Here is a 17857-nt window from a genome sequence, read left to right as displayed (position 1 = left end):
GCTGGCCCGCTCCCGCGGCCTTACCGAACCCACCGAACAGGAGGAAACCACCACTCCAGCACTGACCGCCTGACCAAACAGGATCACGCGGCAATCACCCCGATACACCACACAATTGGACTTGACCCGTGCCGGCCGGTAGCCGATGACCGGACCAGCAAAGGCAACTTACCCTCCCAATGCCGAGAGTCCCGAGGACTCGCCGGACCGCACCGCTTTTCAAGTCCGATTGCAGGGTACACGCCCTCCGTTCTCGTCGATGCAATCGGTTCACGACAGCCGTTTGAGATAACAGGTTCGATATAGCCTCGTAAACCGAAATGACATGTTTGGCCCGAAACTCCATGTAGGCGCCAATCATATTCGCACCGGAGGCTCACACACGCAGTTCCGAAGGAACGAGTTCGCATACACGTTGCCGACGCGGCACAGGGTTCGCCCTCATACGTGTAGCCGCCGAACTGCCGTTTGAATCGAGATAGCACGTCCCACACCCCCGGGACGGCCCCCGCAGCCCTGTCGACCGAAAGTATTGCTGCGGCGAGCCATCAGATGCGACGCGGGCGATTGTAATGGGCCGCGCTTCAACAGCGCCGACACCTGCATCCGTCAACGCCACTCGATCAGAACATGCCGCATCCGCAGCGAGCTCCGAAAGGACGCCAGCCGAAGATTTACTCGACATCAGACCGTCGCGGTACACGCTCGGCGCTAATACCAGAATGCCATTGCCGCAAGTGGCGATCCGCCTCGGACCCTCATCGGAATTGCCACTGATATCGATCTCGGCAATAAACTGCCGCGGCAGGCTCGCGGCGGCGAGCACGCTTACATGCCTGAAGTGGCATGCCCAGCGGCCCGGTGGCCTTCACCGTCGACGACCAACCGATCGCGGTCACCATAGCCGACTCCCCTACCAAGCTCTGCATTGATTCCCACTAGCACCTCTACATTCCAGCAGCATTGCGCAACCGCGAGCACATGGTCGGCGCCATTTGTTGTCTCTACCACCACGCCCGCGACGACGGGTACATCCCAGCGACGGGCAATGCCGTTGCGCACGTTTGACAACCCACGGCAACGACCGGCCAGCCGAACAACTCCTGCGCACCGCAACGGGCGACCGATTACCGGACGGCGCTAGGACTACCTGTGGCACCGCATCGGCCGAGAATCCCGTGGGTCAAGCCCCTGAAGTTCACGGCAAATTGGCTGCGCCACACCTCAGTGACCTGAGCGAACGCAACTTCGGCTACGCAGGCCCCGAGCGTTCGCCGGCCACTCAGAGCCATCCGGCTCAGACGGCCCAACTCTGACCTACGTCCGAGCGTCCTTGCCCGAAGTCGCGACCGCACTGGCGACCCTCGTCGCCGAACCGCATCCACTCACCCCTACCGAAACAGATGAAGTAGGACAACTCTCAGCGTCGGACACCCACGACTCCCGGCACAGTCGCGTGGGCGAGCATCCACTCGCGCATGCCTTATCACCTGTGATCCGTTGCGGGTCACGTGTTTACGAGCCAGATGGTCAGGTATTCTGAGATTGAGCTAAGAATTCGATCAAGCTTCTTCCCCTAGCGCTATGCAGCTGGGAACATGATCTCGTCTGGCGCAGACGAGGACTCGATTTGTCCGAAGTGAATCGAGTGCATATGTTCTTGCGCCCCACAGCCTCTGCCAACAGGGCCTGCAACCCGCCTGAGCCGCCCGCCGGTGGCTTGGAGCCGTCATCAATCGGCACGCATCCCAACTCGCTGATGCTGCAGCTTGCTTCGCTGATCAGGCCGACATCACACCCACAGCAATCTTGTAGCAATCAAACTGGGATTGCGTCGTGCCACAGGATTGGCATCCTTGACAGCTACAGACGTCTCCGAACAGGGTGCGGTTCAGACCCGCTACGGATGCAACGGGCGCGAGATGTCTAGGCGCGGCCAGCTGCCGTTCGGCGAGAAGGCCGAGCATCGCCTTGTCGTGCAGAGTGACCGGCGGGATCCTCCCGATCTCCGCATGCTCAGCCGAGCCGTCATCGAACTGGCCAAAGAGATCGCCGAGGCCACCACCATCGAGGAGGAAAGAAATGAGAGGGGTCGGCGCCACTGACCTCGCCGTCGCGTACCTACGCGTCTCGGACAGGAAGCAGCTCAATACTGCTGCAGACATCGATCCGGACGGCAATTCCATTGCCACACAACGGCGTATCGTCGAGCAGCGTGCCGAGACACTGCCGGCCAGGATCGTTGAGGAATTTGTCGAACCCGGCGTCTCCGCGCAATCTGTCGAGAAGCGTCCCGAGTTTCAGAAGATGCTCGCGCATCTCCAGCAGCACCCGCAGATCAAGTATGTGATCGTCTACATGCGGTCCCGCGCCTTCCGTAACTACATCGACGCCGCGTTGACCAAACGCCAGCTGGATCTCATGGGCGTGAAGCTCATTTCGGCCAAGGAAGACTTCGGTGACGGCATCTACGGCGACATGATGGCCGCCATCACCGACATCTTCAACGACACCCAGAACCGGCTCTCCGGCCAAGACATCAGCACCAAAATGCAGCACAAGGCCATGAACGGCGGCACGTGCAGCCGCGCGAAGCTCGGCTACGTCAACACCCGAATCATCGTCGAGGGCCACCAGGTCAACACCGTCGAGATCGATCCGGAACGAGGACCATTGGTAACTCGCGCCTGGGAGCTCTACGCCAGCGGCGAATACACACTCGAAGCACTGCAAGCGACGATGGCCGACCTCGGACTCACCTGCCGACCCACGGCACGTCGCCCTGTACCAACACCTCCCTCGGCCGCCACGCTGCACAACATGCTCCGCGACCCGTACTACGTCGGATACGTCGTATGGAAGGGCCAAATGTATCCGGGGCGTCACCAGCCCCTGGTCACTGAAGAACTGTTTCACAACGTCCAGGAGGTTCTCAGCGCGAGAAGCGCCAACGGCAACCGTGCACGGATCCACAACCACTACCTCAAGGGAACGCTCTTCTGCGGCCGATGCCGCGACGCCGGCGAAACATCGCGCCTGTTCTTCAGTACCCCGAGGAGTCGCAACGGCACTCACTACGAGTACTTCGTGTGCCGACGGGCCACCGAAAGACAATGCGACCTGCCCGCCTTGCCACGCGAGACCGTCGAGGCCGCGATCGCCGAGCACTACCGCTCCTTGCGCCTGCCGGACCGGTTTGCGGCGGAGACTCGGCGACTACTCGAAGAGGTCGTGACCGATGAACAGAGCTCAGTGCGACAGATGCATGCCGACCTCAATCACAAACTGGCAGACCTCGACGCGAAGGAGAGCCGGCTGATCGATCTTCTCGCCGACGACCTGATGCCCGCCGACAAGGTTCATCTGAAGTTGATCGAACTCAGGGGCCAACGCAAGCGGATCGAAGCCGGTATCGCCAACACGACCGAGCAATTGACGGTCGGAGCGAGTGTTCTCCGTCACGCACTGGATCTCATCACGGACCCATACGCGCTATACCAAGGATCCAGCGACGAAGTTCGGCGACGCCTCAACGCCACGTTCTACCGCCGCTTCTACCTGGACGACTTAGCGGAATCAGTGACCACCTCAGTGAGGGACGACAAGTGCGACATCTTCGCCGACCTCCATGCAGCAGCACAGAGCCAACCGGATAACCAACCAGAAAAATCGGACAAATTGCGGAACACGCGGCAGGTCGCCGGTTCCTATAAGAGCGTCATGGTGGTCCCAGCTGGGTTCGAACCAGCGACCTCTCGCGTGTGAGGCGAGCGCTCTCCCGCTGAGCTATGGGACCGGGGATTTCGGGGCGGCTGGGGTGCCGTTCCGAACGAGATGGAACCTTAACACGCGTCCCCGGGGTCACACCAAATCGGGGCTTGACCTGGGTATTTCATCCGGTCGGCGATGGACGGAACATGAACGGGCACAGAAGGTCTCATGCAGCCCGATTCGGTGCGTAGTCGGCCCTTCTCTACCGGCGTGAGCATCGCGGGAGATTGGGCGGGACGTGCCCGACCGGGCCGGCGGTTGCGGATCTCCACGCCGCGGGACGAGGCCCGACCACACCCCTACCGCGGGCCGGTCCGCCGCCGCAGTCGGCGCGGCGACGGATGGGACTTCGGGGAACGCCTGGTCGGTGCCGCGCCGGTGCGCCGACGCCGGCGTCACCCGATGGGGGCTCCCGCCCCCGGAAAACACACCGATGTTATTCACTTTCGCCCCTATCTACCAGGCGATTTGTTGACGACGCGGGTTGTGGGCTAATGTTCTCTCTCGCAGCCGGAAGGGGCCGAAAAGCCCCGGAAATGCAGCACGCGGATGTAGCGCAGTTGGTAGCGCATCACCTTGCCAAGGTGAGGGTCGCGGGTTCGAATCCCGTCATCCGCTCGAAGGCCAACCCGGCCTTGGTTGGCGGTGTGGCCGAGTGGTGAGGCAACGGCCTGCAAAGCCGTGCACACGGGTTCGATTCCCGTCGCCGCCTCTGAGTAGGCGAACCACGCGCGATTAGCTCAGCGGGAGAGCGCTTCCCTGACACGGAAGAGGTCACTGGTTCAATCCCAGTATCGCGCACCAACGAAGAACAGGTCAGCCCCGGTTTCGACCGGGGCTTTCTTGTATCCGCATCATGGATGTATCCAGACCATGGACAATTGTGTCCGCCGTCTCATCGCCCGGGATACGGTCGAAGCCCAGCAAGCCGAGCGGCAAGGAGAGATGTCGTGCGCGATTCGGTAACCGTCCACATGGCCGCGTCGCCGGCGCAGGTGTGGCCGCTGGTCAGCGATATCACGCGGATCGGCGAATTCAGTCCCGAGACGTTCGAGGCCGAATGGCTAGGCGGCGCAACGGGTCCCGCGGTGGGTGCGAAGTTCCGAGGGCACGTGCGGCGCAATCAGGTGGGGCCGGTCTACTGGACCACATGCAGGGTCGAGGTGTGCGAGCCCGAACGAGAGTTCGCCTTCACCGTCCTCGGACCCAAGGGGATGCGCATCAACCGGTGGGGCTACCGGCTGGAACAGCGCGACGGCGGCACCGACGTCACCGAATCGTTCGAGCTCTCGGCGATCCTGCCGTTGCGGCTGTATTGGACGGCGCTCGGGTGGGCACGCGGACGGCGCAACCGCAACGATATGGCCACCACCCTCAACCGGATGAAGATCGCCGTCGAGCACGGCTGATCCGGCGGTTCGACGCGGGCTATTCGGCGAATTCGACGCCCAGCACCCGATCCAGCACCCGCGCTCCGCTGTCTGTCAGCCGCAGCGTGCGGCGGGTCCCCGGCCGTTCCACCCAGCCGGCCGATTCCATACGGGTCAGTACCGCGGCACCGAGCGCACCGCTGAGATGATGGCGTTGCTCGCTCCAGTCGACGCAGAAACGCAGCAGTGAGCGGCGCCGGCCGCGGGCGGCGTCCAGATCCACGCCCAGCTCGGCGAACAGGGCCTCGGCATTCGGGCCCAGGCGATACGGGTGGTCCGTCATCGGCGCCGAGATCGGATCTCCCTGTGCGCGTGCGGTTCCCGCGACGCCGTCGGTTCGGGTCAGCGCCTGCCGATCGAGCAGTGCCTCGGTGACCGCGACGCCCAGTCGGCCGGCCAGGTGGTCGTAGCAACTGCGCGCCCGGCGCAGCGCGGCCGCGCGGGTGGATTCCCGCAGTGAGCGCACGGGTCGCGTCGGCGCCAGCACTGCCAGCGCTTCGATGGCGGCTCCGACCTGGGAATTCGCTATGCGATAGTACCGGTGCCGGCCGGATCGTTCGACGGTGAGCAGTCCGCCATCCACCAGCCGGGCCAGGTGCTCACTGGCTGTGGACGCCGCGACGCCGGCTTCCGCGGCCAGCACCGACGCCGGCAGCGCGCGCCCGTCCGCCAGGCCGATCATCATGCGCGCCCGGGTCGCGTCGGCCAGCAGGGCGCCGACAGCGGCGATATCGGAGTACCCGTAGAGAGGTCGGCGATCGGTCATGACACGAGTCTGCCGCGACGACACTTCGGTATGCACCGAATCGTCGCCGTCCGCGTCGTCGCCGTCCGCGCCCGCCCGCGCCGCCAGCCGCCCGGACGGGCCGCCCGGCAATCGGCAGTCAACCTCACGTCACCGACTCCCTGGGCGCACGGTTCATCGCCGTCGTGTATCGCCGGAGCCGCCGGCGTCGGCGATGGTTCCGGCGCCGGACCCGACCCTGCGCCACCAGGGGGCGATGAGCGAAAGAAGCTGAGGCAGGACGCTGTTCACCCGCTGCCTCATCGCCGATACTTCGGTCCACACCGAAAGATTGCGCACCGACACTGCGGATATGACTTCGACTCCACAGGTTCGCAACCCGGCCGCCATACTCACGGTGATGTGCGCCGGGATGTTTCTGGTGTTGCTGGATGTGACCATCGTGAATGTCGCGCTGCCCGCGATCGGGCGCGGCCTGCACACCGACGTCGCCTCGCTGCAGTGGGTGGTGGACGGATACGTGGTCGCGATCGCGGGATTGCTGCTGGCGGCGGGAACCGTCGGCGATCGGATCGGGCATCGCCGGATGCTGCTCGCCGGATTCGCGGTCTTCGGGCCGGCCTCGCTGGCGTGTGCATTGGCCCCGTCGATCGGGGTGCTGATCGCCGCGCGAGTGGTCCAGGGTGTGGGCGGGGCGCTGCTGTTGCCCAGCACCATGGCCGTCATCGTGGACGTCTTCCCGGATCGAGCGGAACAGGCGAAGGCGCTGGGCACGTGGGCGGCGGTGTCGTCACTGGCGTTGCCGGCCGGGCCGCTGCTCGGCGGAATTCTCGTCGACCGTCTCGGGTGGCGGCCGGTCTTCTGGATCGCGGTGCCGCTGACGATCGCGGCGACCGTCGGGGCCCGGATCGTGGTACCGGCCGCACCACCGCGGCGCGGCGAGCGCATCGACGTGCTGGGACTGGCCGGATTCGTCCTCGGCCTGGGGGCGCTGGTGTTCGCCGTCATCTCCGCAGGGCACCACGCGGGGACGGCGGTCGTCGCCACCGCGGCGGTGGCCGCGGTGTGTGCGCCGGCGGGCGCCTACCTCTCGGCCCGGCGCAGCGCTCATCCGTTCCTGCCGGTGGACCCGTTGCGGCACAAGGATTTTCTCGTTCCCAATGCCGTCGCCCTGATGATGAACCTGATCGTCAACGGCATCCTGTTCATCGGCATGCTGTATCTGCAGGACACGTTGGGGCGCTCCCCCGTCGCGGCCGGCGTCAACGTGCTGCCGCTGGCATTGCCGCTGGTGCTGCTGGCCCCGGTATCGGGACGATTGACGGCCCGGTACGGTCCGCGCTCGGCGATCGCGATCGGCTGCGCCCTCGCGGCATGCGGTTCGGCGATGCTGCTGACGCTCGACGGCCGCGGTGGAAGCGGCGGGCTGCTGCTGAGTTTCACGGTGCTCGGCTGCGGCTGCGGCCTCATCACGACATCGGTGGTCGCGGCGACGGTGCGCGCTACACCGGCGGACCGGTCCGGCCTGGCGACGGGGGTGTCCAATACGGCCCGGCAAGTCGGAACCGCCTGCGGTGTCGCGATATTCGGTGCCGTGGCCGGATCGCCGACCGGGCCGAGCTTCGTCGGCGCCATCCACTGGCTGGCGGCCGGATCGGCTCTCGCATGGGTAATCGCACTGCTGATCACCGTCTTCGCCGTGGAGGCCGGCGGGTCGCGAGCGGCCGATGCGGGCCGGGACAGCCGCCGCACCGAACCTGCTCGCCGCTGAATCGCCGAGGCGACCCTGAATCGGCCACCACATCAGCGGACACGCCCGCGCTCGAGCGCCTGGAACCCACACGAAGGCATAGGCTTTCGAAAGGACGTGCGAGACAGCGAAAGGCATGTGGTGACGACCAACCGGATCGAGGAGATACAGGCCGGGTTACTCGACGACCTGCGCGACGGCATCTCCTTCACCTCCGAGCAGATGGCCGACACGCTGGCGGACATGGTCGCTGCCCAGGCCGAGGAACGCCCCCGCGACGGCGAGTTACTCACCCGCCGGCTCGGGCTCGACGGTGTGCGCCCGGAGACCTTGACGCTGCTGGGCGCCCGCTTCGAACTCTCCCGCGACCGGGTTCGCCAGCTCTATACGCGAGCGGCGGGGCAGCTGCTGCGGCGAGTGCAGGCCACCGGCCATCCCGACCTCGCCATATTCGCCGAGCGATACCCGGTCGGGTGGGGCGATCAGCGACTGACCCGCACGCTGCTCACCGAAACCTATGTCGGAGACAGCGATATCGCCGCCCAGGATCTGGCGTATCTGAAGTTGCGGCTGGCCGGACATTCGCTGATCGACGCCAAACGGGTGGCCGGCTTCGTCTACCAGCGCATCGCGGGCTGGCAGCAGCGTGGCCGCTGGCATCTCGATCGCCCCCGCACGGCCGAACCCGTTGCCGGGCAACTGCTTCCGCTGCTGCGCCGGGTGCAGTGGCCGAGCGGCGATCCCGACGACCTGCCCGAGCTGCCGATCACGACCGTCGACGCCGACGACGATGCCCGCGGCCACATGTTCGCCGAGAAGCTCGGCCGCGAAACCACCTTCGACACAGCTCTGCAGGCCCGGCTGCTGCGCATGCTCGACGACGGCGAACAGGTCGACAGCTACACCGAGCGGCCCGTTGCCGTCGACTTCACCGTCGACGGCTTCGCGGACTCCTACTGCCCCACCGTCGCCGCCCGACTAACCGACGGACGCGTGCTACTGGCCGACGTGGTCGCGCTGGGGCAGTTGGGATTACACGCGAATCGGGTGCGACTCGAGGCCGCCCGCGTGCACGCGCACGCTCGTGGCTGGGGATGGCTGGTGTTTACCGGCAGCCGGCTCGGCGAGCCGGATCTGTTGCGACACACGGTGTCCGCTCGTTCGGAGAATATTCTCCGCAACCGGCTCGCCGCCGGCGCCGTGCACTGGGCCGAATTCCGGAGCCTGGTCGACGAGACCGGCCTGGAACCCGTGGACCTGATCGCGCTCGCGCTGCGCCACAACTGGCGCTGGGATCGTGCCCCCTTCCGGCTGAGCGCGACCTGACATCACTTCAACATGAATCCCGCCACGATGAACGTCACGATCACCAGCATCGCGAAACAGGTCATCAGCTGCCAATGCAGCACCGCCTCGCGCTGACGCGCGATCCGTACCCGCAGACCGGCCTCGAGCCGGTCGCGATCGGAGAGCCGGCGTTTGACCGCGTCCAGCTCCCCGGCGACGAGTTCGGCACGTTCGAGCCGATGCATCATCTTGTGCATCTGTTTGGCTTTGTCGCGAGTCGCCCTGCGCGCCAAGGCCAATTCGGTGCGCTGGTCGAGCAGTTCCTGCCGCTGCTGCGCGATCATCATCGCCTGTGCGTGGGTGTGGGCCTCCCAATCGCTCACCGTCGCCCACCCTCTCGTGTCCTCGTCCAGATATCCGCAGGCCAACTCGCCCGCAACCCAGCCATCGATGAATTCCCTTATTCCCCAGGGAGTTTCCCTAGGGCTGAGGATACCGTCGGAATCGATGACCAGCCCGCCCGACAATGCCCGGTACTCACACCCGGCGGCGGCGAAATCGTCCACGCCCAGCGCCGGTATCCGCCCGATCCAATATCCGGTCGGGCACAGCCACAACACCTCGTCACAGCCCACCGCCTTCAACCGGGCCGTGCGTTTGCGCGCGTGCTCGATGGAGACCGGCGCGCTGCGCACCTCGATAGCGCACAACCGGCTCCCGCGCCGCCACAGCAGACCGGGCGTCTGCGCACCCAGCGGTTTGTCCACCTCGGCATCGTCGGCACCCGCCGCCAGCAGCCTGCCGCGCAACCAGTACTTGAGCCGCTGCACATCCCAGTGACAATTGCCACATCCGGGTTCGCGACACCGGTCGCCCGCCTGATGTCCACGCGGATTCGGCTCCACCACAGGCAGTTTCACCGGCTCCAGGGGAGCCAGCGTCGTCGTCTGCTGCCTCGTCTCGGCCCGTTCTGTCGTACTCACGCGACCACTCCCCTACCCGTGCACCAGCGGGCCGTGCGGCCCGCTGTATCCAGAGTGCCGCACGTGCCAGGGGGCTACACGTCCCCGTGACCGGTTTCGTTATCCAACCGGGAGCCCCACGTGATCATCGAGTCCGGCGAACTGCGGAATCGCCCGCGATCGGACAGCGGCGTAATCGCGACGTTGCGAAGCCGGGACTTCTGCTGCCGCGTGCGGCTCGGGCGCTCCGCTACCGCCGCCGGGCTCTCACCCATTAGGCTGCGCAGATGTTCGACCGCGGATACATTCCTGTATCGACCGCGCTGCGAGCCGCCCGCGCCGCCAATTCGGTGGCCTTCGCGCTGCAGGGCTTCTTCCTCGCGGTCGTCCTCACCGAACTGCCGCAGCAGCGGGATCGACTCGGGCTCACCGACACCGTCATCCTGGTCGCGGTCGTGATGATCTCCGGCCTGGCCGCCGGCGGCAGTCTGCTGGCCGAGCGGGTGGCGGTGCACTGGTCGAGCCGGGTGGCGATGCGGGCCGGGCTGGCGCTGATAGCGGTGACCGGACTGGCGATCGCGGTCGCGCCGAATATCGTGGTCGCGCTGATCGCGCTCGGCTGTTATGGGGTCGCGGTCGGCATGGTCGACGCGGGCACGAATATGCAGGCGGTGTTCATTCAGCACGGGTACGGGCGGTTCGTGCTGTCGTCGTTCTACGCGGCGTGGAGTACCGGGTCGATTCTGGGCGCCCTGTTCGTCTCGGGCTGCGAGAAGGTCGGAATCACACTGCCCTATGCGGTCACCATCGCCGCCGCGGTGGTCGCGGTGGCGAGTCTGGTGTTCGGGCCGCGGCTGCTCGGCGCCGACCAGGCCGAAGCCCAGCCCGCCGAATCGGTCCGTACGCCCGAAACCGTTGCGGCCGTTGCCTTGCGCGCGTATCTCGCGTTGGGTATCGCGATGGCGCTGGTGTTCGCCATCGACCTGGCGGTGGGCAACTGGTCGGCGTTGTACCTCACCGACGATCTGCTGTCCTCGTCGGCGACGGCGGCCCTGGCGCTGGCCGCCTACCAGGGCGCCTCGCTGCTCACCCGGCTCAGCGGCGACTGGTGGGTGCGCCGATTCGGCGCGCGGACGGTGGTTCGGCTGGCCGCCGGGATCGGCGTGCTCGGCCTGGCACTGGTGGTGGCCGCGCCGGGACCGGCCACGGCACTGGCCGGATTCCTCATCGCGGGCCTCGGCCTGCCCGTGATCGCACCGCTGTGCTTCAGCGAGGCCGGGCGACTGACCGAAGGCCGCGGACTGGACGCGGTGGTCGCCCGGCTCAATCTGTTCAACTACGCGGGCACGCTGATCGGCGGCGGCGTGGTCGGGGCCGTCGCCGACGCGTCGAGCCTGCGGGTCGGGTTCGTGATCCCGCTGCTGTTCGCCCTCGCCCTGATCGCCACCGCGCGCTTCTTCCGGCCGCGTCCGGCGCCCGGCAAGCTGTCGGCGACCCGATCCGGGCATGTTGTACTGGACCCATGACCGAGCAGGAAGTCGTCGTCGACCGCGCCGGAATCTGGGACGCGGAGGAATTGAGCGACGTCGCCACCGCGACATTTCCCCTGGCGTGCCCGCCGGAGTTGACCGAGGAGAACATCGACACCTTCATCGCCGAGGTGCTGTCCGGCGAACGGTTCGGCGATTATCTGAGCGATCCGCAGCGGATCGTGCTCAAGGCCGTCATCGGCGGCGACATCGTCGGCTACACCATGCTGATCTCCGGTGAACCGGCGGATCCCACGGTCGCCGCCATGATCGCGGCCCGCCCCGCACTCGAGATCAGCAAGATGTACGTGATGCCCGGCCATCACGGCAGTGGCGTCTCGACCGCCCTGATGGGCGCGGTGGTGGATTATGCTCGCCGCAGCGGATATTCGGTGGTCTGGCTCGGTGTCAACCAGCGCAACGAGCGGGCCCAGCGCTTCTACGGCAAGCACGGTTTCCGCCGAGCCGGTACCAAGACCTTCACCGTCGGCAACCAGGTGTGCCACGACTTCGTGATGCAACGGGAGGCGTGAACCCGGCTGCCCCGCAACCGGATTCGACCCGCCGGTCGAAACTGCCGGTCAGGCGAGCAGTTTCGCCTTCAACGCCGCGATATCGCCGTCGGTCAGCTTCAATCCGTCGTGCACGTAGTTGTCGAAACTGCCGTAGCTCTGATTCACCTGATCGAATGCGGAATCCAGCGCAGACTGCACGACACCGTCGACCGCGTCGCTCTCGGCGGCGTCGCGGTAGTAGTTCGACAGCAGGAAGTCGTAGTTCACGGTCTCGCGGTCCACGCCGAGGATCGTCAATAGGACCGCCGCGGTCCAGCCGGTGCGATCCTTACCGGCCGAGCAGTGGAACAGCACCGAACCGTCGGTGCCGGCGATGTCGCGCAGGACACCGGCGAACGCCTCGCTCGCACCGGGAGCGGTGATGAACGCGCGGTAGAGATCGCTGCCTGCGCTCAGCGTCGAGGCCATGACCTGGGGCGGGGCCTGCCCGATCACATCGCGAATGTTCAGCGTCGCACCGACCGGCACCCGATCCGGCCCGAACGCACGTTCGTAGCTCGTGCGCAGATCGTCGACGACTCGCAGCCCGCGCGCGGACAGCGCCGCGGAATCCGAGTCGGACAGTTTGCCCAAGTCCGCGGTGCGGAACACCAGGCCGGTCTCGACGACGTGGCCGTCGGTGGTGCGGTATCCGCCGATATCGCGCGCGTTCTGCACACTGGCCAGATGCAGGGACCGGTCTTCGGTGTTCACCGAGACCGACGAGGGGGCCGCGGGCGGGTCGGCGGCGACCGCGACACCCAGCGCCGGACCGGCCGCGATGAGAGCGCCGACGGCGACGGTGGCGGCGAGGCGAATCGAACGATGGGCCATGTCAGCTCCGTTCAGAGGGAAACTGGACAGTCGTCCATGGTAGGGAATTCGCCTCCCGACAGTACGCCGTACGAAACCGGGATCAGCCCGCCGGGACCTCGAATCGCGACAGTGCCAGCAGGCGCGAGATCGCGCGCAGGTACTTCTTGCGGTAGCCGCCGCCGAGCATCTCCTCGGAGAAGATCTTGTCCAGCGGCGCACCCGACACGGTGACCGGCGTCCCGGCGTCGTAGAGCCGGTCGGCCAGCACGACCATCCGCAGCGCCACCGCCTGATCGGTGATGGTGTGCACCGCCGAGATGTAGACCGCCGACACGCCGGCGATCAGGGAACCGTACTTCGACGGATGCAGCGTGCTCAGGTGCGCGAGCAGTGCGTCGAAGTCGTCCAGCGTGGAATTCGCTGTGGCCGCGGCCTTTTCCGACAGCAGCGCCGGATCCGTGGGTTCCGGCGCGGGCGGCAGATCCCGGTGGCGGTAGTCGGGGCCGTCGACGCGGACGGTGTCGAACAGCGAACCCAGCTTGCGGATCTCGCGCAGGAAGTCCTGGGCGGCGAACCGGCCCTCACCCAGTTGATCGGGCAGCGTGTTCGATGTCGCCGCCACCGACACGCCGCGCGAGGTCAATTCGGTGAGCAGCCGCGACACCAGCATGGTGTCGCCCGGATCGTCGAGTTCGAATTCGTCGATGCACAGCACGCTGTTGCCGCCCAGACGTTCCACCGCGTTCGTGAAACCCAGGGCGCCCACGAGATTGGTCACCTCGCCGAAGGTGCCGAACGATTTCGGACCTGGGGAGGCATGGAAGATCGAGGCCAGCAGGTGCGTCTTGCCGACACCGAATCCACCGTCGAGATACAGCCCGGCGCCATCGACCTGCTTCTTCTTCCCGAACAGCGACTTCTTACCGGCGGCGGCGTGGATCGTGCCCACCCGCGCGGCGAAATCCTCGGCCGCGCGCACGGCCGCGGCCTGGCTCGGCTCCTTGGGATCGGGAATGTAGGAGGCAAAACTCACCTCGTCGAACGTGGGCGGCGGCACCATCTGGGCGATGAGTTGATCGGCCGGAACCTCCGGATGACGATCGACGAGGCGTTGTTGCACGCTCGTAGCGTACTGACGTGGTGTGATCGGACCTTATGCAGCGTGTCCCCGATGCGATCCAGTTCACAGCACTGACCACCGGCGGTGCCGGCGAGATCACCGACCTGGTTCAGCTCTACACCTATCCGGCGGTCCTGGAGCGGCCGTGGATCCGGGTCAACTTCATCGCCAGCCTCGACGGCGCGGTCACCGTCGACGACCGCTCCGGCGCCCTGGGCCGGCCCGCCGACGCCACTGTCTTCGCCATCCTGCGCGATCTGGCCGACGTGATCGTCGTCGGCGCCGGTACCGCGCGCGTGGAGAACTACGGCGGCGCGCGCACCGATTCCCGGCGGCGCATGCGCCTGCACCACCACGGGCTGGGCGGGGCGCGCGACGGTGCGCCGCCGCCGGTCGCGGTGGTGACCGCGAGCGCGGCGCTGGACCCGGCGAGCCGGCTGTTCACCGACACCCAGCGCCCGCCGATGATCCTCACCACCGCCGCGGCCGACGGCGAACGCAAACGCCTGCTCGCCGAGACCGGCGCCGAGGTGATCGAGGCCGGGCAGAGCACCGTCACCGCCGCCGACATCCGCCGGGTGCTGGGCGAGCGCGGACTGCTGCGGGTGCTGTGCGAGGGCGGCCCGTCGCTGTTCGGCGAATTGATCGGCGCGGGCGCGGTCGACGAGTTGTGCCTGACCGTCTCACCGCTGCTGATCGGTGGTACGGCGGGCCGAATCGCGGTGTCGCCCAATGCCTTGCCGACCCCGATGAGCCTGCGGCACGCACTGATCGACGACGACGGCACGGTGCTGACCCGGTGGGAGCGCAGCCGCACCCAAGGCTGAAACGGCGCACCGGACCTGGCAGGCTGTAGCGCATGCGTTGGACTCGCGCCGCTCTGCTGGCATCGTCGCTGACGGTTCTGCTGACCACCGCCTGTGGTGCCGGGCCGTCGCAGCGACCGGGCGTGGCGGTGGAACAACCGCACGGCGGCTCGGGCCCGGCCACCAGCACCAGCGCCGCGCCGGCTGCGCCATCGCAGGCGCAGGTCCCCAAAACCGATCTGGCCTGGCACGATTGCGCGGCACCGACCTTCACCTCGCTGGGCACCGGGGCGCCGCCGGCCGGGGTGAGCTTCGACTGCGCGGAACTTTCGGCGCCGATCGATTCCGGCGGCACGGTGCTGGGCACCTTCCGGATCGCCGCGGTCCGCGCGCGTACTCCGCAGACGCCCGCCGACGCGGCGCCGCTGGTAGTGACCTCCGGCGGCGATCGGTCCTCCACCGCGACCGTCGCGGGTCTGGTGTCCGGACCGGGCGCGGCGATTCTGGCGAGCCGGCCGGTGGTCGGGGTGGATCGACGCGGTATCGGCAGCTCCCAGCCGATCGACTGCCTGCCCGACGACACCCGGCAGGGGCTGGCCGACAACGGCCAGTTCGCCCCCGGCGGCGACCGGGTGGATGCGGTGGCGTCACTGAGCCAGAACGCCACCGTCGCCTGCCAGGACTTCCTGCAGCCCTATCAGGGCACCTTCGACACCCCGCACGCCGCCGACGACATCGAACAGCTGCGCAAGCAGTGGCAGGTCGACCACATCGATCTGCTGGGCACCGGAAACGGCGCGCGCGTGGCGCTGAGCTATGCCGCCAAATTCGGCGACCGGCTGGCCCGGCTGGTGCTCGATTCGCCGGAACCGGCGAACACCGATGCGGTCACGCGCACCGAACAGCAGGTGAAGGGCGCCGAAGCGGCGCTGACCGGATTCGCCCGCCGCTGCGCCGATCTCGGATGCTCACTGGGCGCGGATCCGCGGGCCGCGATCACCGACCTGATCAACCGGGCGGGAGCGGGACAACTCGGCACACTGTCGGCATCGGCGCTGACCACCACGATCACCGCGTTCCTCGGCGACCCGCGCGCCGATCAGGCCGCGCACATCACCGAACTGGCCGATGCGCTGTCGGCGGCCGGGCGCGGTGATCAGGGGGCTTTGCAGGCTCTGGTCACCCGGGAGGCGGCAGCGGTCGGAGCCGACGGGCAGTTCGTCTCCCGCTGTAGCGACGATCAGCAGCCTGCCACCCCCGACCGCGCCAAGCAGCTCGAAATCGATTGGGCTGCCAAATATCCCGCCTTCGGCAAGACGGCGGCGACCGGACTGATGGTGTGTTCGGCATGGCCGGTGGCGCAGGCGCCGCGACTGCCGGACAAGTTCACCCTGCCCGTGCTGGTGCTGGGCACGACCGCCGATCCCGTCGTCGGCGGTGACGGGCGATCCTCGGTCACCGGCGCGCTGGGTGCGGCGGGTGCGCGCACCTCCACCGTGCAGTGGCAGGGCTGGGGGCATCCGGTGTTCACCCATTCGGGCTGCGCGCAGCAGAACATCGTCGGCTATCTGAAGGATGGCACCCTGCCCGCCGACGGCACTGCCTGCCCGGCCTGAGGTGATCGTGCGGGTGCGCACGAAGTGGCCGGGCGCACACCCGGCACGAGCGGTCTCCGGCGCGCCCGACGGCGGGTCCGCGCAACCATCGCGCAGGCTTCCGGTGTACCGTGCCCCAGTGTTCCTTCGTCAGCTCGAGCCGCGCACCGCTCGCACCACCGCCGAAGTGTTCAACTTCGCACTGTGGCCGTTTGCGATCCTCACAGTGCTGCATCAGGTCATCGTCAAAGGGACCAACTTCTCCATCACCGACGATTTCGCGCCGGTCTACAAGGCCTCGCTCGCCTTCCTCAACGGGCGCGCCATCTACGGCGAGAACTTCGACCTGGTCGACCCGCACTATCTGTACCCGCCCAGCGGCACCCTGCTGATCGCGCCGCTCGCGCTGATCGACCCGGAGAAATCGCGCTGGTGTTTCATCGCGCTCAACGCGGTGGCGATCATCCTGGCCTGGTATCTGCTGCTGCGGCTGTTCAAGTTCTCGACGAAATCGGTGGCCGCGCCGCTGCTGCTGTTGCTGATGTTCGCCTCCGAAACCGTCATCAACACACTGGGTTTCGGCAACGTCAACGGCTGCCTACTGCTGGGCGAGGTGCTGTTCATCCACTTGCTGCTGCAGCGGCGCGATCTGCTGGCCGGGCTGGTCATGGGACTTACCATCGCGGTCAAACCGACGCTGGCGCCGATGCTGCTGATACCGCTGGCGCGCCGCCAGTGGCAGGTCTTCATCACCGCGATCGGCGTGCCGGTGGTGCTGATGGCGGTCGCGTGGCCGCTGACCAAGGATCCGATGGACTTCGTCCACCGCACGCTGCCCTATCTGCTCAAATCGCGCGACTACTTCAACAGCGCGATCGTGGGCAATGCCGAGTACTACGGACTGCCGGTGTGGCTGACCTGGAGTATGCGCATCGTGCTCGGCGTGCTCGTGTTGCTCTCGTTGTGGCTGCTGTACCGGTACTGCCGCGACGACGAGCTGTTCTTCGTCTGCACCACCGCGGGCATCATCCTGATCGCGTCCTGGCTGCTGTCGGGTCTGGGACAGCAGTACTACTCCATGATGCTGTTCCCGTTCCTCATGACGGTGGTGCTACGCAATTCGGTGCTGCGCAACTGGCCGGCCTGGCTGGCGATCTTCGGGTTCATGACCTACGACAAATGGCTGCTCGACCACTGGCAGAGCACCGGACGGGCGCTCGAGTACCTGCGCGTCACCTTCGGCTGGGCGCTGCTGCTGATCGTGACGTTCTGCGTCCTCGGTGATCGGTATCTGGCGGCGCGGCGCGAGGGCCGGCTGGATTCGGGGATCGAACCGGCGTTCCTGTTGCCCGAGGCGACCGCGAAGCCCGCGGTGACCACCGATCCGGCCCCGCGGATCGAACGCCACGAACCGGCGCCCGACGACGACACCATGGAGCCGATGGCGCAGCCGGAGGCCGGTGCGCTCCGCTGACCTGCGGTGATCGGGCGC

The 17857-nt window shown here is 67.0% G+C and carries 14 protein-coding genes, 4 tRNA genes and 1 pseudogene; 13 read left to right on the top strand and 6 right to left on the bottom strand.

The window, feature by feature from the left end; translation table 11 throughout:
• Positions 1–1856: 1856 nt before the first annotated feature.
• Entirely contained in the window at positions 1857–2105 is a 249-nt protein-coding gene (locus C5E41_RS33440; RefSeq protein WP_146097670.1) for a hypothetical protein, read from the top strand.
• Positions 2083–3162, top strand: a pseudogene (locus tag C5E41_RS36025) (recombinase family protein); the annotation flags it as partial. The gene C5E41_RS33440 and the pseudogene C5E41_RS36025, both read left to right, overlap by 23 nt.
• 87 nt (positions 3163–3249) lie before the next feature.
• Here the strand turns inward: C5E41_RS36025 and C5E41_RS35345 are convergent.
• Entirely contained in the window at positions 3250–3462 is a 213-nt protein-coding gene (locus tag C5E41_RS35345) for a hypothetical protein (protein ID WP_258081226.1), read from the bottom strand.
• 259 nt (positions 3463–3721) lie between these two features.
• Positions 3722–3796 (bottom strand) — tRNA-Val (locus C5E41_RS24690).
• A gap of 520 nt (positions 3797–4316) precedes the next feature.
• Here C5E41_RS24690 and C5E41_RS24685 point away from each other — a divergent pair.
• From C5E41_RS24685 to C5E41_RS24670, 4 genes are all read left to right on the top strand, one after another.
• Positions 4317–4389 (top strand) — tRNA-Gly (locus C5E41_RS24685).
• Between the two features lie 23 nt (positions 4390–4412).
• Positions 4413–4483 (top strand) — tRNA-Cys (locus C5E41_RS24680).
• Between the two features lie 17 nt (positions 4484–4500).
• Positions 4501–4575 (top strand) — tRNA-Val (locus tag C5E41_RS24675).
• Positions 4576–4721: 146 nt separating this feature from the next.
• A complete protein-coding gene (locus C5E41_RS24670) occupies positions 4722–5180 on the top strand; it encodes an SRPBCC family protein (protein WP_181063404.1) in 459 nt (152 codons plus the stop codon).
• Between the two features lie 19 nt (positions 5181–5199).
• Here C5E41_RS24670 and C5E41_RS24665 read toward each other — a convergent pair whose 3' ends face one another.
• Positions 5200–5967, bottom strand: a complete 768-nt coding sequence (locus C5E41_RS24665; protein WP_104378146.1) for an ArsR/SmtB family transcription factor — start codon at positions 5965–5967, stop codon at positions 5200–5202.
• A gap of 331 nt (positions 5968–6298) precedes the next feature.
• Here C5E41_RS24665 and C5E41_RS24660 point away from each other — a divergent pair, with 331 nt between their 5' ends.
• Entirely contained in the window at positions 6299–7717 is a 1419-nt protein-coding gene (locus tag C5E41_RS24660) for an MFS transporter (RefSeq protein WP_104378130.1), read from the top strand.
• Positions 7718–7837: 120 nt separating this feature from the next.
• Positions 7838–9022 carry a hypothetical protein gene (locus tag C5E41_RS24655; RefSeq protein ID WP_104378145.1) on the top strand — a complete coding sequence of 395 codons (1185 nt, stop codon included), beginning with the start codon at positions 7838–7840 and terminating at the stop codon, positions 9020–9022.
• A gap of 2 nt (positions 9023–9024) precedes the next feature.
• On the opposite strand, the gene C5E41_RS24650 is transcribed toward C5E41_RS24655, so the two are convergent.
• Positions 9025–9966, bottom strand: a complete 942-nt coding sequence (locus tag C5E41_RS24650; RefSeq protein ID WP_146097669.1) for a hypothetical protein — start codon at positions 9964–9966, stop codon at positions 9025–9027.
• A 266-nt stretch (positions 9967–10232) separates the two neighbouring features.
• Here C5E41_RS24650 and C5E41_RS24640 point away from each other — a divergent pair, with 266 nt between their 5' ends.
• The gene (locus C5E41_RS24640; RefSeq protein WP_104378127.1) at positions 10233–11471 is read left to right on the top strand and encodes an MFS transporter; all 1239 of its coding nucleotides are present in this window, start codon (positions 10233–10235) and stop codon (positions 11469–11471) included.
• Positions 11468–12007, top strand: a complete 540-nt coding sequence (locus C5E41_RS24635) for a GNAT family N-acetyltransferase (protein ID WP_104378126.1) — start codon at positions 11468–11470, stop codon at positions 12005–12007. The genes C5E41_RS24640 and C5E41_RS24635 overlap by 4 nt, the downstream gene beginning before the upstream one ends.
• 48 nt (positions 12008–12055) lie before the next feature.
• On the opposite strand, the gene C5E41_RS24630 is transcribed toward C5E41_RS24635, so the two are convergent.
• The gene (locus C5E41_RS24630; protein WP_104378125.1) at positions 12056–12862 is read right to left on the bottom strand and encodes a tyrosine-protein phosphatase; all 807 of its coding nucleotides are present in this window, start codon (positions 12860–12862) and stop codon (positions 12056–12058) included.
• 82 nt (positions 12863–12944) lie between these two features.
• Positions 12945–13964: a cell division protein ZapE gene (gene zapE, locus C5E41_RS24625; protein WP_104378124.1), complete on the bottom strand. Its 1020-nt coding sequence runs from the start codon at positions 13962–13964 to the stop codon at positions 12945–12947.
• Between the two features lie 35 nt (positions 13965–13999).
• On the opposite strand from zapE, the gene C5E41_RS24620 reads away from it, so the two are divergent.
• The 3 genes from C5E41_RS24620 to C5E41_RS24610 all read left to right on the top strand — a co-directional run bounded on the left by C5E41_RS24620 (position 14000) and on the right by C5E41_RS24610 (position 17839).
• Positions 14000–14791, top strand: a complete 792-nt coding sequence (locus C5E41_RS24620; RefSeq protein WP_104378123.1) for a pyrimidine reductase family protein — start codon at positions 14000–14002, stop codon at positions 14789–14791.
• 32 nt (positions 14792–14823) lie between these two features.
• Positions 14824–16386 carry an alpha/beta hydrolase gene (locus C5E41_RS24615; RefSeq protein WP_104378122.1) on the top strand — a complete coding sequence of 521 codons (1563 nt, stop codon included), beginning with the start codon at positions 14824–14826 and terminating at the stop codon, positions 16384–16386.
• Positions 16387–16504: 118 nt separating this feature from the next.
• Entirely contained in the window at positions 16505–17839 is a 1335-nt protein-coding gene (locus C5E41_RS24610) for a glycosyltransferase family 87 protein (RefSeq protein ID WP_258081225.1), read from the top strand.
• Positions 17840–17857: the final 18 nt, after the last annotated feature.

The organism is Nocardia nova (assembly GCF_002933465.1).
GTDB classification, from domain to species: Bacteria; Actinomycetota; Actinomycetes; order Mycobacteriales; family Mycobacteriaceae; genus Nocardia; species Nocardia nova_B.
This window is presented reverse-complemented; position numbering and strand designations above follow the sequence as displayed.